Annotated in this window: 14 protein-coding genes and 1 pseudogene; 8 read left to right on the top strand and 7 right to left on the bottom strand. The window is 59.0% G+C overall.

Features of this window, described 5'->3' with window-relative positions; translation table 11 throughout:
- Nucleotides 1-435 precede the first annotated feature (435 nt).
- From HU765_RS24845 to HU765_RS24835, 3 genes and pseudogenes are all read left to right on the top strand, one after another.
- Nucleotides 436-744, top strand: coding sequence for a hypothetical protein (locus HU765_RS24845; protein WP_186623587.1), 309 nt, complete (start codon nt 436-438; stop codon nt 742-744).
- A 186-nt stretch (nt 745-930) separates the two neighbouring features.
- Nucleotides 931-1,506: pseudogene (locus HU765_RS24840) on the top strand (HipA domain-containing protein); the annotation flags it as partial.
- 244 nt (nt 1,507-1,750) lie between these two features.
- Entirely contained in the window at nt 1,751-2,101 is a 351-nt protein-coding gene (locus HU765_RS24835) for a hypothetical protein (RefSeq protein WP_186623586.1), read from the top strand.
- Nucleotides 2,102-2,163: 62 nt separating this feature from the next.
- On the opposite strand, the gene fba is transcribed toward HU765_RS24835, so the two are convergent.
- The 6 genes from fba to tkt all read right to left on the bottom strand — a co-directional run bounded on the left by fba (nt 2,164) and on the right by tkt (nt 8,501).
- Nucleotides 2,164-3,228, bottom strand: a complete 1,065-nt coding sequence (gene fba, locus HU765_RS24830) for a class II fructose-bisphosphate aldolase (protein ID WP_008081027.1) — start codon at nt 3,226-3,228, stop codon at nt 2,164-2,166.
- 249 nt (nt 3,229-3,477) lie between these two features.
- A complete protein-coding gene (locus tag HU765_RS24825; protein WP_071173874.1) occupies nt 3,478-3,810 on the bottom strand; it encodes an MliC family protein in 333 nt (110 codons plus the stop codon).
- A 57-nt stretch (nt 3,811-3,867) separates the two neighbouring features.
- Nucleotides 3,868-4,089: a hypothetical protein gene (locus tag HU765_RS24820; protein ID WP_186623585.1), complete on the bottom strand. Its 222-nt coding sequence runs from the start codon at nt 4,087-4,089 to the stop codon at nt 3,868-3,870.
- 34 nt (nt 4,090-4,123) lie between these two features.
- Nucleotides 4,124-5,287 (bottom strand): phosphoglycerate kinase, encoded by a 1,164-nt coding sequence (locus HU765_RS24815; RefSeq protein ID WP_186623584.1) that lies wholly within the window; start codon nt 5,285-5,287, stop codon nt 4,124-4,126.
- A gap of 12 nt (nt 5,288-5,299) precedes the next feature.
- Entirely contained in the window at nt 5,300-6,352 is a 1,053-nt protein-coding gene (gene epd / locus HU765_RS24810; RefSeq protein WP_186623583.1) for an erythrose-4-phosphate dehydrogenase, read from the bottom strand.
- Nucleotides 6,353-6,503: 151 nt separating this feature from the next.
- The gene (gene tkt, locus HU765_RS24805) at nt 6,504-8,501 is read right to left on the bottom strand and encodes a transketolase (protein ID WP_186623581.1); all 1,998 of its coding nucleotides are present in this window, start codon (nt 8,499-8,501) and stop codon (nt 6,504-6,506) included.
- Nucleotides 8,502-8,759: 258 nt separating this feature from the next.
- Here tkt and HU765_RS24800 point away from each other — a divergent pair, with 258 nt between their 5' ends.
- The 4 genes from HU765_RS24800 (at nt 8,760) to HU765_RS24785 (ending at nt 13,315) form a co-directional block, all read left to right on the top strand.
- A complete protein-coding gene (locus tag HU765_RS24800; RefSeq protein ID WP_186623580.1) occupies nt 8,760-9,755 on the top strand; it encodes a metalloregulator ArsR/SmtB family transcription factor in 996 nt (331 codons plus the stop codon).
- Nucleotides 9,756-9,773: 18 nt separating this feature from the next.
- Entirely contained in the window at nt 9,774-10,964 is a 1,191-nt protein-coding gene (metK, locus tag HU765_RS24795) for a methionine adenosyltransferase (protein WP_024014624.1), read from the top strand.
- A 186-nt stretch (nt 10,965-11,150) separates the two neighbouring features.
- The gene (gene ligB / locus HU765_RS24790) at nt 11,151-12,824 is read left to right on the top strand and encodes an NAD-dependent DNA ligase LigB (protein WP_186623578.1); all 1,674 of its coding nucleotides are present in this window, start codon (nt 11,151-11,153) and stop codon (nt 12,822-12,824) included.
- A 95-nt stretch (nt 12,825-12,919) separates the two neighbouring features.
- Nucleotides 12,920-13,315: a DUF1090 domain-containing protein gene (locus HU765_RS24785; RefSeq protein WP_186623576.1), complete on the top strand. Its 396-nt coding sequence runs from the start codon at nt 12,920-12,922 to the stop codon at nt 13,313-13,315.
- A 166-nt stretch (nt 13,316-13,481) separates the two neighbouring features.
- Here HU765_RS24785 and HU765_RS24780 read toward each other — a convergent pair whose 3' ends face one another.
- The gene (locus HU765_RS24780; RefSeq protein WP_186623574.1) at nt 13,482-13,931 is read right to left on the bottom strand and encodes a cytochrome c; all 450 of its coding nucleotides are present in this window, start codon (nt 13,929-13,931) and stop codon (nt 13,482-13,484) included.
- A 128-nt stretch (nt 13,932-14,059) separates the two neighbouring features.
- On the opposite strand from HU765_RS24780, the gene HU765_RS24775 reads away from it, so the two are divergent.
- Nucleotides 14,060-15,238 (top strand): murein transglycosylase A, encoded by a 1,179-nt coding sequence (locus HU765_RS24775; RefSeq protein WP_186623572.1) that lies wholly within the window; start codon nt 14,060-14,062, stop codon nt 15,236-15,238.
- The last annotated feature ends 91 nt before the right edge of the window (nt 15,239-15,329 follow it).

Genomic DNA, 15,329 nt, shown 5'->3' with positions numbered 1-15,329 from the left:
CAGCCTTCCGAACTGCAGTTGATAAGAGGGGCGTTGCAACGAGGGCAATTGACGGGCAGTCCGCGCTTCACAGACGAAATTGAAAACATCACGGGAATGCGGATTTCCCGGCGCTCTGGAGGGCGACCTGCGAAATAGTGCGGACGCTTACACACAATCGAAGGGGCACAGGGGATGATTTAATAAATCTGCCCCCTTTTTTCCTTTTTTTCCAAATTTATGGCCACGGTCAACGAACCCGACCGCATGTACTTCGCCCCCCTGCCTACAACACCGAATCCCTGCTCGCCAACGCCAGCGAAATCGAACTATTACCTATAACAAAAAAATATAAAAAACTGTAATTTCTGTCAGGTGTCAAAACCCACATACTCAATTAATCTGGAACAGCAAACAACAAGCCAATTTTTTACACGTCGGACAAGGAGTTCCAAAATGTACAGAACCAACATCACCAAAAACATGCTAATCACAGGGGCTGCTGTTTCGCTTCTAAGCCTGACAACTCAAGCATTTGCAGCGTGCGATGCACAACTGGTTTCTTACGCAGTCGGAAACAGCCTTCCCCCTACGAGTTCCCCAGCGTTTCAAGCAGCATTAGATAGCTACATGAATCAGACAGGCGCAGCACAAGTTCGCGGCGTCGCGCCAAGCGGCATCACGACCAAGGATTACAAATCAGATGCTCTGTGGGTATGGTACGACAACGCAAACAAGATCACTAAATTCGTATGTGGGCATTAATTTAAGTTGAAACAGCAATAAAAGAGCAATGAAGTGGACGGATTTATTTAGCCGCCAAGCTATCATTAACCGCTACAAGCACGGGAATGCGGATCTCACGGCGCTCTAGAGGGCGACCTGGGAATAGTGCGGTCGCTTACACAAAATAGAAGGGGGACAGAGGGTAATTTAATAAATCCGTCCCCTTTCCTCAATAATGCCAAGCTGTTCGTTATGCGTCGCTTTGACCGGGACGACTTGCTCAATCCGATTGGCTTCGAAGACATGGCCGTGTTGATGGGGCTATCGGCCAATCAGAAATACAGCAAAAGTTATGCGGCAATCGCCAAGGCCATACGCGTGTTCTGCCCGCCTGAAAATCGCCGCTCATCCCTTGAACAACTGTTCGACAGCGTTGCCCTGAGCTGTATTGTCGGAAATGGTGATGCTCACCTGAAAAATTTCGGATTGCTCTACTCCAACCCTACACAACGCGATGCACGCCTGGCGCCGGCGTACGACATCGTCAACACAACCGCTTATATTCCGGAAGATGTTCTGGCATTGGATCTTGCAGGTAACAAATCAATGTTTGCTTCGCGACAAGGATTGCTTGAGTTTGCGCACACTTGTGAGATCGAGCAATCCGCGGAGCGAATTCAGCGATTGCTTGCCTCGGTTGAAGCCGTACTTGAACGTTATTCTGAATATCGGGAACAGGCGCCACATGTTTTCAATGCCATCGAGCAATCGGCAGCACCCTTTTCTCTGACTTTTGGATAGTTTCGTAACCTTCAAAATCAACGCTTGGAAAAATAGGGCCAAATCTATTTAAATCACCCGCTCTTATACCGGATTCTTGAATTACCCGAGCACAACATCGCAAATAATTATAAAAAATTGTCATTTCCATCAGGTTACAAAATACCACCTTCAACTTAACCTCATTAGCGCGTTACGAAAAAACAACTTCGGACTTACACGTAGCCCGGATCTTAAATATCGCGAGCAAAAGGTAAAGAAGATAATGCTTACTTTCCAAGGCGCCGTCTCTGATACAGGTGAAAGCAATCCCGCCACGCTTACATTTGATGATTTAAGCCAACAGGGTGGACAGTTAATTAATGGAAAAATGATTTATTATGGGCTGAACTTTAAAGTCACCGGGAGCTATACCGCAAAGAGTTCCAGGTCTTTTAATCTTCAAGCAAAAGCAAAAGCCTCAGATGGAGATGAATATGGACATGGCGACAGTTCACTCACCATCAGCTTGAAATCGTCCGACGGCAACGATAATAAGTTGGACGGCACTGTTAAGGTTCTCGCAGGAGGTCCGAATGTAGGTAAAACTTACAAAATGAACTTCGAAAGAGGCTAACACCGAAGCACAAAAAACCCGCCTCTCGGCGGGTTTCTTTTAAATCAGCTCAACACCCAGGCTCAATTAACCTTCGCGTTCAACTCACCCTTCAGATACCGCTGGTACATCGCTTCCAGCGAAATTGGCTTGATCTTCGAAGCATTACCGGCAGTACCGAACGCTTCGTAACGAGCGATACACACGTCACGCATTGCAGTCACGGTCGCGCCGAAGAATTTACGTGGGTCGAATTCGCTCGGGTTGGTGGCCATCAGGCGACGCATCGCACCGGTGGACGCCAGGCGCAGGTCGGTGTCGATGTTGACCTTGCGCACGCCGTGCTTGATGCCTTCGACGATTTCTTCAACCGGTACGCCGTAGGTTTCTTTGATGTCGCCGCCGTACTGGTTGATGATCGCCAGCCACTCTTGTGGCACCGAGGACGAACCGTGCATTACCAGGTGGGTGTTCGGAATGCGCTTGTGGATTTCCTTGATGCGGTCGATCGCCAGCACGTCGCCGGTCGGTGGCTTGGTGAACTTGTAGGCGCCGTGGCTGGTGCCGATGGCGATGGCCAGGGCGTCGACCTGGGTGCGCTTGACGAAGTCAGCGGCTTCTTCCGGGTCGGTCAGCATCTGGCTGTGATCCAGAACGCCTTCAGCGCCGATACCGTCTTCTTCACCGGCCATGCCGGTTTCCAGCGAACCCAGGCAGCCCAGCTCGCCTTCTACCGATACGCCGCAGGCGTGGGCCATAGCGACGGTTTGTTGGGTGACGCGGACGTTGTAGTCGTAGTCGGTCGGCGTCTTGCCGTCTTCGCCGAGCGAGCCGTCCATCATCACCGAGCTGAAGCCCAGCTGGATCGAGCGCTGGCAGACGTCAGGGCTGGTGCCGTGGTCCTGGTGCATGCACACCGGGATGTGCGGGAATTCTTCGATCGCCGCCAGGATCAGGTGACGCAGGAAAGGCGCGCCGGCGTATTTGCGGGCGCCGGCCGAAGCCTGGACGATCACCGGGGAGTCAGTCTTGTCAGCGGCTTCCATGATGGCGCGCATCTGCTCAAGGTTGTTGACGTTGAAGGCTGGAACGCCGTAGCCGAACTCGGCTGCGTGGTCCAGCATCTGGCGCATGCTGATAAGTGCCATTGTGTGTGTTTCTCCCGGTTGAGGGTCGTTGATCGTACCAGCCTGCCGGAGCGGCGGCTATTCAAGTTAATGCAGATCGGGGGTTGAGGCCCGGTCTGGTGATTCGATGAAGCAAATTCTTCAGAACTGCACAGATCCCCTGTAGGAGTGAGCCTGCTCGCGATAGCGGTATGACAGTCGCTGCAATATTGACTGCAAGATAGCTATCGCGAGCAGGCTCACTCCTACATTAGGCCTGCGGTGTCGCAATTATTCGGCTTTGCAACCGCGGCCAATCAGGTCATTGGTGGCGACCCAGTACACCAGGCCTTCGTCACCCTTGACGTGAAACGCCAGCATGCCGTCGCTGTACAGCGTGCCCGAGGCGCCCGGTTCTTCTTTCAAGCGATAGACCTGATCGCCGCCGCCGAGGCGAACGTCGACTTCTTTCTGGCCGGCATCGGCGTAACGCCACAACACCTTGGCCTGGCTGTCGCAGGTCCAGGTCGTCCAGTTGTCCGCCGGGGCCGACGACTGAAACAGGTTCAATTGCGCGCAACCGCCCAACAATGCCAACGCCGCAACGGCGATCAAGCCTTTCATCCGTGTTCCTCGACTGACAGCACACGCCGCCAGCCCTGAGTTAAAGAGTCAGACCCGTCAAGGACAACCATGTTCCTTGACCGGGGTTTGCGTCTCGTATTTGTCCAGGCCATCCGGCCCCGAGCGCTTGTTCAGCACCGGGTTGGTTTCGGCCTGCCAGTCGGCCTGGTAACAGCCTTTCTGCGCCTCACTCGGTGCAGGCGTGGCTTCGGCCTTCGGGTTACTCCCGCAGGCCACCAGCGTACCGGTCAGCAACAACAGTGCTAACGACTTGACCATGTGAACACTCCTTTGCCTGGCCAAACGGGCGGCCTCAGGCCTTGGCCCGGCTTTCCAGGACTTCAACCGCTGGCAGCACCTTGCCCTCGACGAATTCGAGGAACGCGCCACCACCGGTGGAAATGTAGGAGATTTGCTCGGCCACGCCATATTTATCGATGGCCGCCAGCGTATCGCCACCGCCGGCAATGGAAAACGCCGAGCTTTCGGCGATGGCCTGGGCCAGCACTTTGGTGCCGTTGCCGAACTGGTCGAATTCAAATACGCCGACCGGGCCGTTCCACAGAATGGTTTTCGACGATTTCAGCAGTTCGGCGAAATTGGCCGCGGTTTGCGGACCGATGTCCAGAATCATGTCGTCAGCCGCAACGTCGGCGATCAGCTTGACGGTGGCTTCGGCGCTTTCGGCAAATTCCTTGGCGACCACCACGTCAACCGGCAAAGGCACGCTGACTTTGGCCGCGATTTCACGCGCAGTGTCGAGCAGGTCCGGTTCGTACAGCGATTTGCCGACCGGATGACCCGCGGCAGCGAGGAAGGTGTTGGCGATGCCGCCGCCGACGATCAGTTGGTCGCAGATCTGGCTCAGGCTGTTCAGCACGTCGAGTTTGGTCGACACCTTGGAACCGGCAACGATGGCCGCCATTGGCTTGGCCGGTGCGCCAAGGGCTTTGCCCAGCGCATCCAGTTCAGCGGCCAGCAGCGGGCCAGCGGCAGCAACTTTGGCGAACTTGGCGACACCATGCGTCGAACCTTCGGCGCGGTGAGCAGTACCGAAAGCGTCCATCACGAACACGTCGCACAGGGCCGCGTATTGCTGGGACAGTTCGTCGGCGTTCTTTTTCTCGCCTTTGTTGAAGCGCACGTTTTCGAACAGCACGATGTCGCCGGCCTTGACGTCGACGCCGCCCAGGTAGTCGGCCACCAGCGGCACTTCGCGGCCCAGGGCCTTGCTCAGGTAGTCGGCGACAGGCTTGAGGCTGTTCTCGGCCGAGAACTCGCCTTCGGTCGGACGGCCAAGGTGCGAGCAAACCATCACGGCCGCACCTTTTTCCAACGCCAGCTTGATGGTCGGCAGCGAAGCCAGGATTCGCGCGTCGCTGGTGACAACTCCGTCCTTGACGGGGACGTTGAGGTCTTCGCGGATCAATACGCGCTTACCTTGCAGATCGAGGTCGGACATCTTCAACACGGTCATGGGTCGCACTTCCTACGGTTTTTTTGAAGTTGCTGTTTGCAGATAGTGGTCTGCAACGTCCAGCATTCGGTTGGCAAAACCCCACTCGTTGTCGAACCAGGCCAGGATGTTCACCAGCCGTGGGCCGGAAACGCGGGTCTGACTGGCATCGACGATGGCCGAATGTGGGTCATGATTAAAATCACAGCTGGCGTGCGGCAACTCGGTGTAGGCCAGCAGGCCTTTGAGCGGGCCGTGGCTAGCGGCTTCGCGCAGGATCCGGTTGACCTCGTTGGCATCCGTCGCCGTGGCGGTTTGCATCGTGATGTCGAGGCAGGACACGTTGACGGTCGGCACGCGCACGGCTTTGGCCTGAATTCGCCCGGCAAGTTCCGGCAGCAGGCGCTCGATTCCGCGCGCCAGACCGGTGGACACCGGGATCACCGACTGAAACGCCGAACGGGTGCGGCGCAGGTCTTCGTGATGATAGGCGTCGATCACCGGTTGGTCATTCATTGCCGAATGGATGGTAGTGATCGATACGTAATCCAGGCCAATCGCCTTGTCCAGCAAGCGCAACAGCGGCACGCCGCAGTTGGTGGTGCAGGACGCGTTGGACACCAGCAGCTCGTCGCCGGTCAGGCAGTCCTGATTGACGCCGTAGACGATGGTGGCGTCGACATCCGCTTCGCTGGCCATCGGCTGCGAGAACAACACCCGCGGCGCGCCTGCATCGAGAAAGCGCTGACCGTCTTCGCGGGTGTTATAGGCACCGGAGCATTCAAGCACCAGATCGGCGCCCAGAGACGCCCAATCGATGCCTTCGGGGGTGGCACTGCGCAGAACCTTCACGCAATCGCCATTGATATGCAGACAATCGCCCTCTACACGCACCTCGCCAGGGAAGCGACCGTGAGTGGAGTCGAAGCGTGTCAGGTATTCGATGCTGGCCATGTCGGCCAGATCATTGATCGCGACAATTTCAAACCCGGCCTTTTCGCCTCGCTCGAACAATGCCCGCAAGACGCAACGACCAATGCGGCCGTAGCCGTTGAGTGCAACTTTGTAGGGACGCGGTTGAGGCATGGGGTTCTCGATTACCGTGGTGAATCAGGCATTGCGATGTTGCCTGAACCAACGCTTTCGCGAGCAGGCTCGCTCCCACATTGGGATGCATTTCCCTGTGGGAGCGAGCCTGCTCGCGAAGGCGTCAGCCCGGACAACACAACTGTCAGATTTAGTCTTCCAGCAGCTCTTCAGCCTGACCGAGGATGTTTTCCAGGGTAAAGCCGAACTCTTCGAACAGTGCCGAAGCCGGCGCCGACTCACCGTAGGTGGTCATGCCGATCACGCGACCTTCCAGGCCCACGTACTTGAACCAGAAGTCGGCGTGGGCCGCTTCGATGGCGATACGTGCGCTGACCTGCAACGGCAGCACCGCCTGCTTGTATTCCGCATCCTGAGCATCGAACGCGCTGGTGCATGGCATCGACACCACGCGCACCTTGCGGCCCTGTTCGGTCAGTTTGTCGAAGGCCTGAACGGCCAGACCGACTTCCGAACCGGTGGCGATCAGGATCAGCTCAGGCTCGCCTGCGCAGTCCTTGAGTACGTAACCACCACGGCTGATGTTGGCAATCTGGCCGGCATCACGTTCCTGGTGCTGCAGGTTCTGCCGCGAGAAGATCAGCGCCGACGGGCCGTCCTTGCGCTCCAGGGCGTTTTTCCAGGCCACCGCCGATTCCACGGCATCAGCAGGACGCCAGGTGTCGAGGTTCGGTGTGCTGCGCAGGCTGGTCAATTGCTCGATCGGCTGGTGCGTCGGGCCGTCTTCGCCCAGACCGATGGAGTCGTGGGTGTAGACGTGGATCACGCGCTTCTTCATCAGTGCCGACATGCGCACCGCGTTGCGCGCGTACTCCATGAACATCAGGAAGGTCGCGCCGTAAGGCACCAGACCGCCGTGCAGGGCAACGCCGTTCATGATTGCGGTCATGCCGAACTCGCGCACGCCGTAATACATATAGTTGCCGCTCGCGTCTTCAGCGTTGACGCCTTTGCAGCCTTTCCACAAGGTCAGGTTGGAGCCGGCCAGGTCAGCCGAACCACCGAGCATTTCCGGCAGCAGCGGGCCGAACGCATTGAGGGTGTTCTGGCTGGCTTTGCGGCTGGCGATGGTTTCGCCCTTGGCCGCGACTTCAGCGATGTAGGCCGAGGCTTTTTCCGAGAAGTCGGCCGGCAGATCACCGCTCAGGCGACGGATCAGCTCATTGGCTTCGGTCGGGAACGCTGCGGAGTAGGCAGCGAAACGCTGGTCCCACTCGGCTTCAGCGGCGCGACCTTTGTCCTTGGCGTCCCACTCGGCATAGATCTCGGCCGGGATTTCGAACGGGCCGTAGTTCCAGTTCAGCGCCTGGCGGGTCAGGGCGATTTCCGCGTCACCCAACGGGGCGCCGTGGCAATCTTCCTTGCCCTGCTTGTTCGGCGAGCCGAAACCGATGGTGGTCTTGCAGCAGATCAGCGTCGGCTGCGCGCTCTTGCGCGCGGTTTCGATGGCGGTCTTGATTTCTTCAGGATCGTGGCCGTCGACGTTGCGGATGACCTGCCAGTTGTAGGCTTCGAAACGCTTCGGCGTGTCATCGGTGAACCAGCCTTCGACTTCGCCGTCGATGGAAATGCCGTTGTCATCGTAGAAGGCGATCAGCTTGCCCAGGCCCAGCGTGCCGGCCAGGGACGCGACTTCGTGGGAAATGCCTTCCATCATGCAGCCATCACCGAGAAACACGTAGGTGTGGTGATCAACGATGTTATGACCAGGACGGTTGAACTGCGCGCCCATGACTTTTTCAGCCAGCGCGAAACCGACGGCGTTGGCCAGCCCCTGACCCAGCGGGCCGGTGGTGGTTTCGACGCCCGGGGTGTAGCCGAATTCCGGGTGGCCCGGGGTGCGGCTGTGCAATTGACGGAACTGCTTGAGGTCGTCGATCGACAGGTCGTAACCGGTCAGGTGCAGCAGCGAGTAGATCAACATCGAACCGTGACCGTTGGACAGCACGAAGCGGTCACGGTCGGCGAACGATGGGTTGCTCGGGTTGTGCTTGAGGTAGTCGCGCCAAAGCACTTCGGCGATATCTGCCATACCCATGGGGGCACCGGGATGGCCGCTGTTGGCTTTTTGCACGGCATCCATGCTGAGGGCACGAATGGCGTTGGCACGCTCACGACGGCTAGGCATCGCTGATCTCCTGGGTGTGAATAGATTGAAACGGAAAAAAGGAGGGCATTTTCCCTCACCCATGCGCCTCGGGGCAATGACAGATAGTCATCGGCAGGCGTTTTTCCCATGGTTGGCGACGGTTTCGACAGGTGAAACCTTTCCGCTACCGGTTTGTAGAGTTAACCGTTTCGTGAGAAGTGCCATTTATCGAGCAATATCAAAACTTTTTGATATTGCCCTTGCGATGCTTTCTCGCCGTCACTAGACTGCGGCCCTATGAATTTACGCGTGCCTTCCATTCGCCACGACGATTGCGACGAGCTGGCGGCCCTGTGCAAGGCCGGCGGCGATCCGCTGCGGCTGAATGTCTTGCGCGCGCTGGCCAACGATTCGTTTGGTGTATTGGAGCTGGCGCAGATTTTCGCCATTGGCCAGTCGGGCATGAGTCATCACCTTAAAGTGCTGGCGCAAGCCGATCTGGTAGCGACACGCCGTGAAGGCAACGCGATTTTTTACCGCCGCGCCCTTCCGCACACCGAATTGCTCGGCGGCAAATTGCATGCTGCATTGTTAGAAGAAGTCGACAATCTGGCTTTGCCGGATGACGTGCAATCACGGATCGAGCAGGTCCATGGGCAACGTGCAGCCGCCAGTCAGGACTTTTTCGCCCGGGTTGCGGAGAAATTCCGTGCCCAGCAGGATTTGATCGCCGGCCTGCCGCAGTACCGCGATAGCGTGCTGGCCCTGCTCGACAAGCTGAATTTCAATGGCGCTGCCACGGCCATCGAAGTCGGCCCCGGTGACGGCGCTTTTCTGCCCGAACTGGCGCGCCGCTTCCACGCAGTGACGGCACTGGACAACAGCCCGGCGATGCTCGAACTGGCGCGTCAGGTCTGCGAACGTGAACAGCTGGCTAACGTCAGCCTGCAACTGGCCGATGCATTGAATGGCTCAAGCCTTCAGGCCGATTGCGTGGTGTTGAACATGGTGCTGCACCATTTCGCCGCCCCGGCCGATGCGCTCAGGCACATGGCCGACCTGCTGCAACCGGGCGGTAGCCTGCTCGTGACAGAGTTATGTAGCCACAACCAGAGTTGGGCCAGGGAGGCCTGCGGTGATCTTTGGTTGGGGTTTGAACAGGACGATCTGGCCCGTTGGGCCACCGCTGCGGGACTCGTTCCCGGGGAAAGCCTCTATGTAGGCTTACGTAATGGTTTCCAGATTCAGGTTCGCCACTTTCAGCGACCGGCTGGCGACACTCACCATCGGTAAATTCAGGAAAACATCGAGATGAGCGAATACTCCCTCTTCACCTCCGAGTCCGTGTCTGAAGGACATCCGGACAAAATCGCCGACCAGATTTCCGATGCGGTGCTGGACGCCATTATTGCCCAGGACAAACACGCCCGCGTGGCTGTGGAAACTCTGGTCAAGACCGGCGTGGCCATTGTTGCCGGTGAAGTGACCACCAGCGCCTGGGTCGACCTGGAGCAGATCGTTCGTGACGTGATCTGCGACATCGGTTACACCAGCTCCGAAGTCGGCTTCGACGGCGCGACCTGCGGCGTGATGAACATCATCGGCAAGCAGTCCCCCGACATCAACCAGGGTGTTGACCGTGCCAAACCTGAAGATCAGGGCGCCGGCGACCAGGGCCTGATGTTCGGCTACGCCAGCAACGAAACCGACGTGCTGATGCCAGCACCGATCACCTTCTCGCATCAACTGGTGCAGCGCCAGGCCGAAGCGCGCAAGTCGGGCCTGCTGCCTTGGCTGCGTCCGGACGCCAAGTCGCAAGTGACCTGCCGTTACGAAGGCGGCAAGGTGGTCGGTATCGACGCCGTGGTTCTGTCGACCCAGCACAACCCTGAAGTGTCGTATAAAGACCTGCGCGAAGGCGTGATGGAGCTGATCGTCAAGCACGTACTGCCTGCCGAACTGCTGAGCAAGGACACCCAGTTCCACATCAACCCGACGGGCCAGTTCATCATCGGCGGTCCGGTAGGTGACTGCGGTCTGACCGGTCGCAAGATCATCGTCGACAGCTACGGCGGCATGGCCCGTCACGGTGGCGGCGCATTCTCCGGCAAGGATCCATCGAAGGTTGACCGTTCGGCTGCCTACGCTGGCCGTTACGTTGCCAAGAACATCGTCGCGGCCGGCCTGGCCGAGCGCTGCGAGATTCAGGTTTCCTACGCGATCGGTGTGGCCCAGCCTACCTCGATCTCGCTGAATACCTTCGGCACCGGCAAGATCAGCGATGACAAGATCATCAAACTGGTGCGTGAAGTGTTCGACCTGCGTCCTTACGCAATCACCACCATGCTCGACCTGCTGCACCCGATGTACCAGGAAACCGCAGCCTACGGCCACTTCGGCCGTGCGCCGCAGACCAAGACCGTTGGTGAAGACAGCTTCACCACGTTCACCTGGGAAAAAACCGACCGCGCCGACGCCCTGCGTTCTGCCGCTGGCCTGTAATTCCCTGGCTGCATAAAAGCCCCGCACGGTTCGCGCCGTGCGGGGCTTTTTTATGGATTCAAGGTCGAAGGCTCGGGCCGCGTTCGGACGATATCTTGACTTTAATGTAACGAAATACCCCGCAAAACACCCAGCCGCCTTCGCTCAAAATCCTGACTAGCCTTCAAGAACTTTCCCTGAGCAAGGATGCTCACTATGCGCTCGCTGCTTGTCTTGCTGCTTTCTGTTATTGCCCTCCCGACCTTCGCCGACTGTCCGGACTGGACCGCTCTCAAAGCGCAAAAGGAAATCACCACCCTGCAAAACCAGATCGACCAATGGAACGACGCCTACCACCGCGAAGGCCGCTCACTGGTCGCCGACGAACTTTACGACCAGGCCCTGTCGCGGCTGAGCGAATGGCGCAAATGCTTCCAACAACCCTCATCAGAGCAGCCTTTGCGCACGGCGTCAGGCTCGGTTGTACACCCGACCCCACACACCGGCCTGGATAAACTCCATAAAGCCGAGGAGGTGGATCGCTGGCTGCGTGATCGCCGAGACGTCTGGGCGCAACCCAAAGTCGACGGCGTTGCGATCACGCTGATCTATCGCCAGGGAGTATTGCAGCAGGCCATCAGTCGCGGTGACGGTGTCAGCGGCCAGGACTGGACCGTCTCCGCGCACAGGATCGCTGCCATTCCACAACGGCTGACGCAGCCACAAGACCTGCTGGTGCAGGGCGAGCTCTACTGGCGACTGAACGACCATGTGCAGGCGCAATCGGGCAGCGTCAATGCCCGCGCGACGGTTGCAGGTCTGATGGGGCGAAAATTCCTCGCGGCCGAAGACGCCGCCGGGATCGGCCTGTTCGTCTGGGACTGGCCGCAGGGCCCTTCAAATCTGCCTGAGCGATTGTCCGCACTGGCGGCGCTGGGGTTCGCCACGACCGAGCCGTACACCCATCCGATCCGCGAGTTTGCCGATGTGCAAAAATGGCGCGAGCACTGGTATCACTCACCGTTGCCGTTCGCCAGTGACGGTGTGGTGCTGCGCCAGAATCAGCGCCCGCCCGCCGAACGCTGGCAGGCACGCGCACCGTACTGGGCGATCGCCTGGAAATATCCGTTTGCCCAGGCGCTGGCTGAAGTGCGCAAGGTGCACTTCAAAGTCGGCCGAACCGGACGTATCACCCCGGTGCTGGAGCTTGTGCCGGTCAAGCTGGACGATCGTGAAATCAGACGAGTCAGCGTCAGCTCGCTAAAACGCTGGCTGACACTCGACGCGCGTCCTGGCGATCAGGTGGCAATCAGCCTGGCCGGCCTGACCATCCCGCGACTCGACAGCGTGGTGCTGCGCGCCAGCGAGCGAGCCGATCTCTTCGTCCCCGGCGCCAGTGACTACCACGCCTTGAGCTGCTGGCAACCGACGCCCGGATGTGAGACCCAGTTTCTCGCGCGCCTGACCTGGCTCAGTGGCAAGCAGGGCCTGGCCATGCCGCATGTCGGGCACGGCACCTGGGAGAAACTTCTCGAAACAGGCCGTCTGAACAACCTGCTGGATTGGTTGACCCTCGATGCGCCAGAGCTTGCTAACATTGCCGGCTTCGGCGAGCGCAGCAGCGCGCGTCTGATGCACAGTTTTCACAGCGCCCGGCAACAGCCGTTCGCTCAATGGTTGAAAGCGCTGGGCCTGCCACCAACCGGGCAGGCCCGACTCCCCGATTCGTGGCAGGCGCTGGTACAACGTGACACCGAACAATGGCAGGCAGAAGCCGGCATCGGCCCGGGGCGCGCGGCGCAATTGCGTGCATTCCTGCGCGATCCGCAGGTGCTGGCCTTGAGCGAAACCTTACACGCCGCCGGAATCGACGGTTTCTGAACATGCACGCCCGGCACGCCGGGAACCCACGGCGGACAAGGCGCTCCAACTGCGCAGTGCCTGACCAGCCGATTGCCTTTGCACATGGAGCTCTTATGAAATTTCTCACACCGCTCGCCCTGCTGACCCTTTGCGGCGTAATGGCCGCCCCGGTAATGGCGGAAGAAGACGGCCCGGGCCTGACCGGCTGCGCGGCCAAGAAGCAGGGCATCATCAATCAGATCGAACAGGCCAAGTCGCGCGGCAACCCGGAGCAGCAGGCAGGCCTGGAAACCGCGCTGCGTGAAGTGACCGAGCACTGCACCGACGCCGGTCTGAAGAAAGAACGCGAAAACAAAGTGCTTGAGGCCAAGCATGAGGTGAGCCAGCGTCAGGCCGATCTCGACAAAGCCATGAAGAAAGGCGATCCGGAGAAGATCAACAAGCGCAAGGAGAAGCTGGCCGAGTCGCGCAAGGAACTGCAGGAAGCGCTGGACCAGATCGACAAGTGACCGAAGCCCCTGTAGCGAGGGGATTTATCCCCGTCCGGCGGCGAAGCCGTCGCAAATTCGGCTAGTCGCGTCTGACTGAAAAAACTCGGTTGTATGGTTTTGGGGCTGCTTCGCAGCCCATCGGGGATAAATCCCCTCGCCACAAGGTACTCAGCAGCGTCAGGAATCAATGATCGCGAAACTGTTTATGGCAAGCACTGCAGGCATCTTCAACTTTCTGCACCGCCGGCCCGAGATTGCTGGCCTTGTACGGTTGAACCCGGCTGGCGACCACCAATTCGCCAGTGGCCGCTTCAAGAGCGCGGGCCATTTTCTGAAACTGTGCCTGCTTGCGCCAGACATCGTCGGTGGCACTGGTGTGGTCTTCCTCACGCACCTGCGGGAAATGCTTCCACGGTTCATGGGACAAGGCATCAAGCTTGACCGCACCTTCGGCAAATTTCGGCCCGTCGAACGGAATGCGTCCGCGCAACATGCCACCCAGCTCTTCGCTGGTCTTGAGCATCTGTTTGAAGATGGCCTTGCGCTGGCCCAGCGGGGAATTCGGATCGACGCCGCCACAGGCGGACAAGCTCAGGCAGGCCAGCAATACAACAGCAATTCTTTTAAGCGTCATGGTGGCTTCAGGTCACGGAAATCGGCGGCCAGTATCCTCGCGTCACCGCCAAACACCAATAGCCCTATTAAAAATACGGGTTGCCGGAGCGCAGGGAGCACTCGGGTAACCGGCACAGGAATCACTCCATGAACAGCCGTCTCAAGGCTTGGCGTCACCCGCTGATCGCCACCCTTCCCCTGCTGGCGGTTCTCGCCGGCTGCACCGGCGGCGACAGCGCCAAGCCGACAACCCATGCGCTGGCCACCTATTCCAGTGCAACGTGGGAAGCCCTGCCGACGGTATCCGACAACGACCTGGTTGCCGGTTTCGGCTCATGGCGCAGCGCATGCACGCGCCTCAAAGCCGATGCGGTCTGGGGGCCGACCTGCGCCGCAGCGGTCAATGTGCCGCAGGATGCCGAAGAAATTCGCGCATTCCTCAAACAAAACCTTGATGTCTACGGCCTGCGTGCCGAGCACGACAACCCCAATGGCCTGATCACCGGCTACTATGAACCGGTCTACCCCGGCAGCCTGACGCCAACCGAAACGGCGAACGTGCCGGTGTACGGCGTGCCCGAAGACATGATCATCGTCTCGCTGGACAGCATTTACCCGGAGCTGAAGGGCAAGCGCCTGCGCGGACGCCTCGAAGGACGCGTACTCAAGCCTTACGACGATGCGGCGACCATCGAATCCAAAGGCGTGAACGCGCCGGTGGTGGCTTACCTGACCGACCCGATGAATCTGCAATTTTTGCAAATCCAGGGTTCCGGCCGGATCCAGACAGAGGATGGCAAACAGCTGCGCATCGCCTACGCCGACCAGAACGGCCACCCGTACCGGCCGATCGGCCGCTGGCTGGTCGAGCAAGGCGAGCTGAAGAAAGAAGACGTGACCATGAGCGCCATCAGCAACTGGGCCAAGGCCAACCCTTCGCGTATTCCGGAACTGCTGGGCAGCAACCCGAGCTATGTGTTCTTCACCCGCAACCCGGACAGCAACGAAGGGCCGCGCGGCTCGCTGAACGTGCCGTTGACCGCAGGCTACAGCGCGGCGGTGGATCGCAAAGTGATTCCGTTGGGCAGCCTGTTGTGGCTGTCGACCACGCGTCCCGATGGCACGCCGCTGGTGCGTCCGGTCGCGGCACAGGACACCGGCGGCGCGATTGCCGGCGAAGTCCGTGCGGATTTGTTCTGGGGCACCGGTGATGCGGCCGGGCAACTGGCCGGGGATATGAAACAACAAGGCCAGATCTGGATGCTCTGGCCTAAAGGCGCGGCGCTGCCGCAAGTGCCGCAAGTCGCGGATACAGAGAAGAAGTAAACCGCTGGGTCCGCAGAGGCAATCAAACAGCTATCGCGAGCAGGCTCACTCCTACATTTGGAATGCGTACCCCTGTAGGAGTGAGCCTGCT

Origin of the sequence: Pseudomonas sp. SWRI81, from assembly GCF_014268545.1 — a bacterium.
GTDB lineage: Bacteria > Pseudomonadota > Gammaproteobacteria > Pseudomonadales > Pseudomonadaceae > Aquipseudomonas > Aquipseudomonas hamedanensis.
Note: the sequence above shows the minus strand (reverse complement) of the source record. Positions and strands in the feature narration are given on the sequence as shown.

What these genes read in the sequence shown, in the direction of transcription:
- HU765_RS24845 (WP_186623587.1), top strand. Translation starts at nt 436, where the DNA reads ATGTACAGAACCAACATCACCAAAAACATGCTAATCACAGGGGCTGCT.
- HU765_RS24835 (WP_186623586.1), top strand. Translation starts at nt 1,751, where the DNA reads ATGCTTACTTTCCAAGGCGCCGTCTCTGATACAGGTGAAAGCAATCCC.
- fba (WP_008081027.1), bottom strand. Translation starts at nt 3,228, where the DNA reads ATGGCACTTATCAGCATGCGCCAGATGCTGGACCACGCAGCCGAGTTC.
- HU765_RS24825 (WP_071173874.1), bottom strand. Translation starts at nt 3,810, where the DNA reads ATGAAAGGCTTGATCGCCGTTGCGGCGTTGGCATTGTTGGGCGGTTGC.
- HU765_RS24820 (WP_186623585.1), bottom strand. Translation starts at nt 4,089, where the DNA reads ATGGTCAAGTCGTTAGCACTGTTGTTGCTGACCGGTACGCTGGTGGCC.
- HU765_RS24815 (WP_186623584.1), bottom strand. Translation starts at nt 5,287, where the DNA reads ATGACCGTGTTGAAGATGTCCGACCTCGATCTGCAAGGTAAGCGCGTA.
- epd (WP_186623583.1), bottom strand. Translation starts at nt 6,352, where the DNA reads ATGCCTCAACCGCGTCCCTACAAAGTTGCACTCAACGGCTACGGCCGC.
- tkt (WP_186623581.1), bottom strand. Translation starts at nt 8,501, where the DNA reads ATGCCTAGCCGTCGTGAGCGTGCCAACGCCATTCGTGCCCTCAGCATG.
- HU765_RS24800 (WP_186623580.1), top strand. Translation starts at nt 8,760, where the DNA reads ATGAATTTACGCGTGCCTTCCATTCGCCACGACGATTGCGACGAGCTG.
- metK (WP_024014624.1), top strand. Translation starts at nt 9,774, where the DNA reads ATGAGCGAATACTCCCTCTTCACCTCCGAGTCCGTGTCTGAAGGACAT.
- ligB (WP_186623578.1), top strand. Translation starts at nt 11,151, where the DNA reads ATGCTCACTATGCGCTCGCTGCTTGTCTTGCTGCTTTCTGTTATTGCC.
- HU765_RS24785 (WP_186623576.1), top strand. Translation starts at nt 12,920, where the DNA reads ATGAAATTTCTCACACCGCTCGCCCTGCTGACCCTTTGCGGCGTAATG.
- HU765_RS24780 (WP_186623574.1), bottom strand. Translation starts at nt 13,931, where the DNA reads ATGACGCTTAAAAGAATTGCTGTTGTATTGCTGGCCTGCCTGAGCTTG.
- HU765_RS24775 (WP_186623572.1), top strand. Translation starts at nt 14,060, where the DNA reads ATGAACAGCCGTCTCAAGGCTTGGCGTCACCCGCTGATCGCCACCCTT.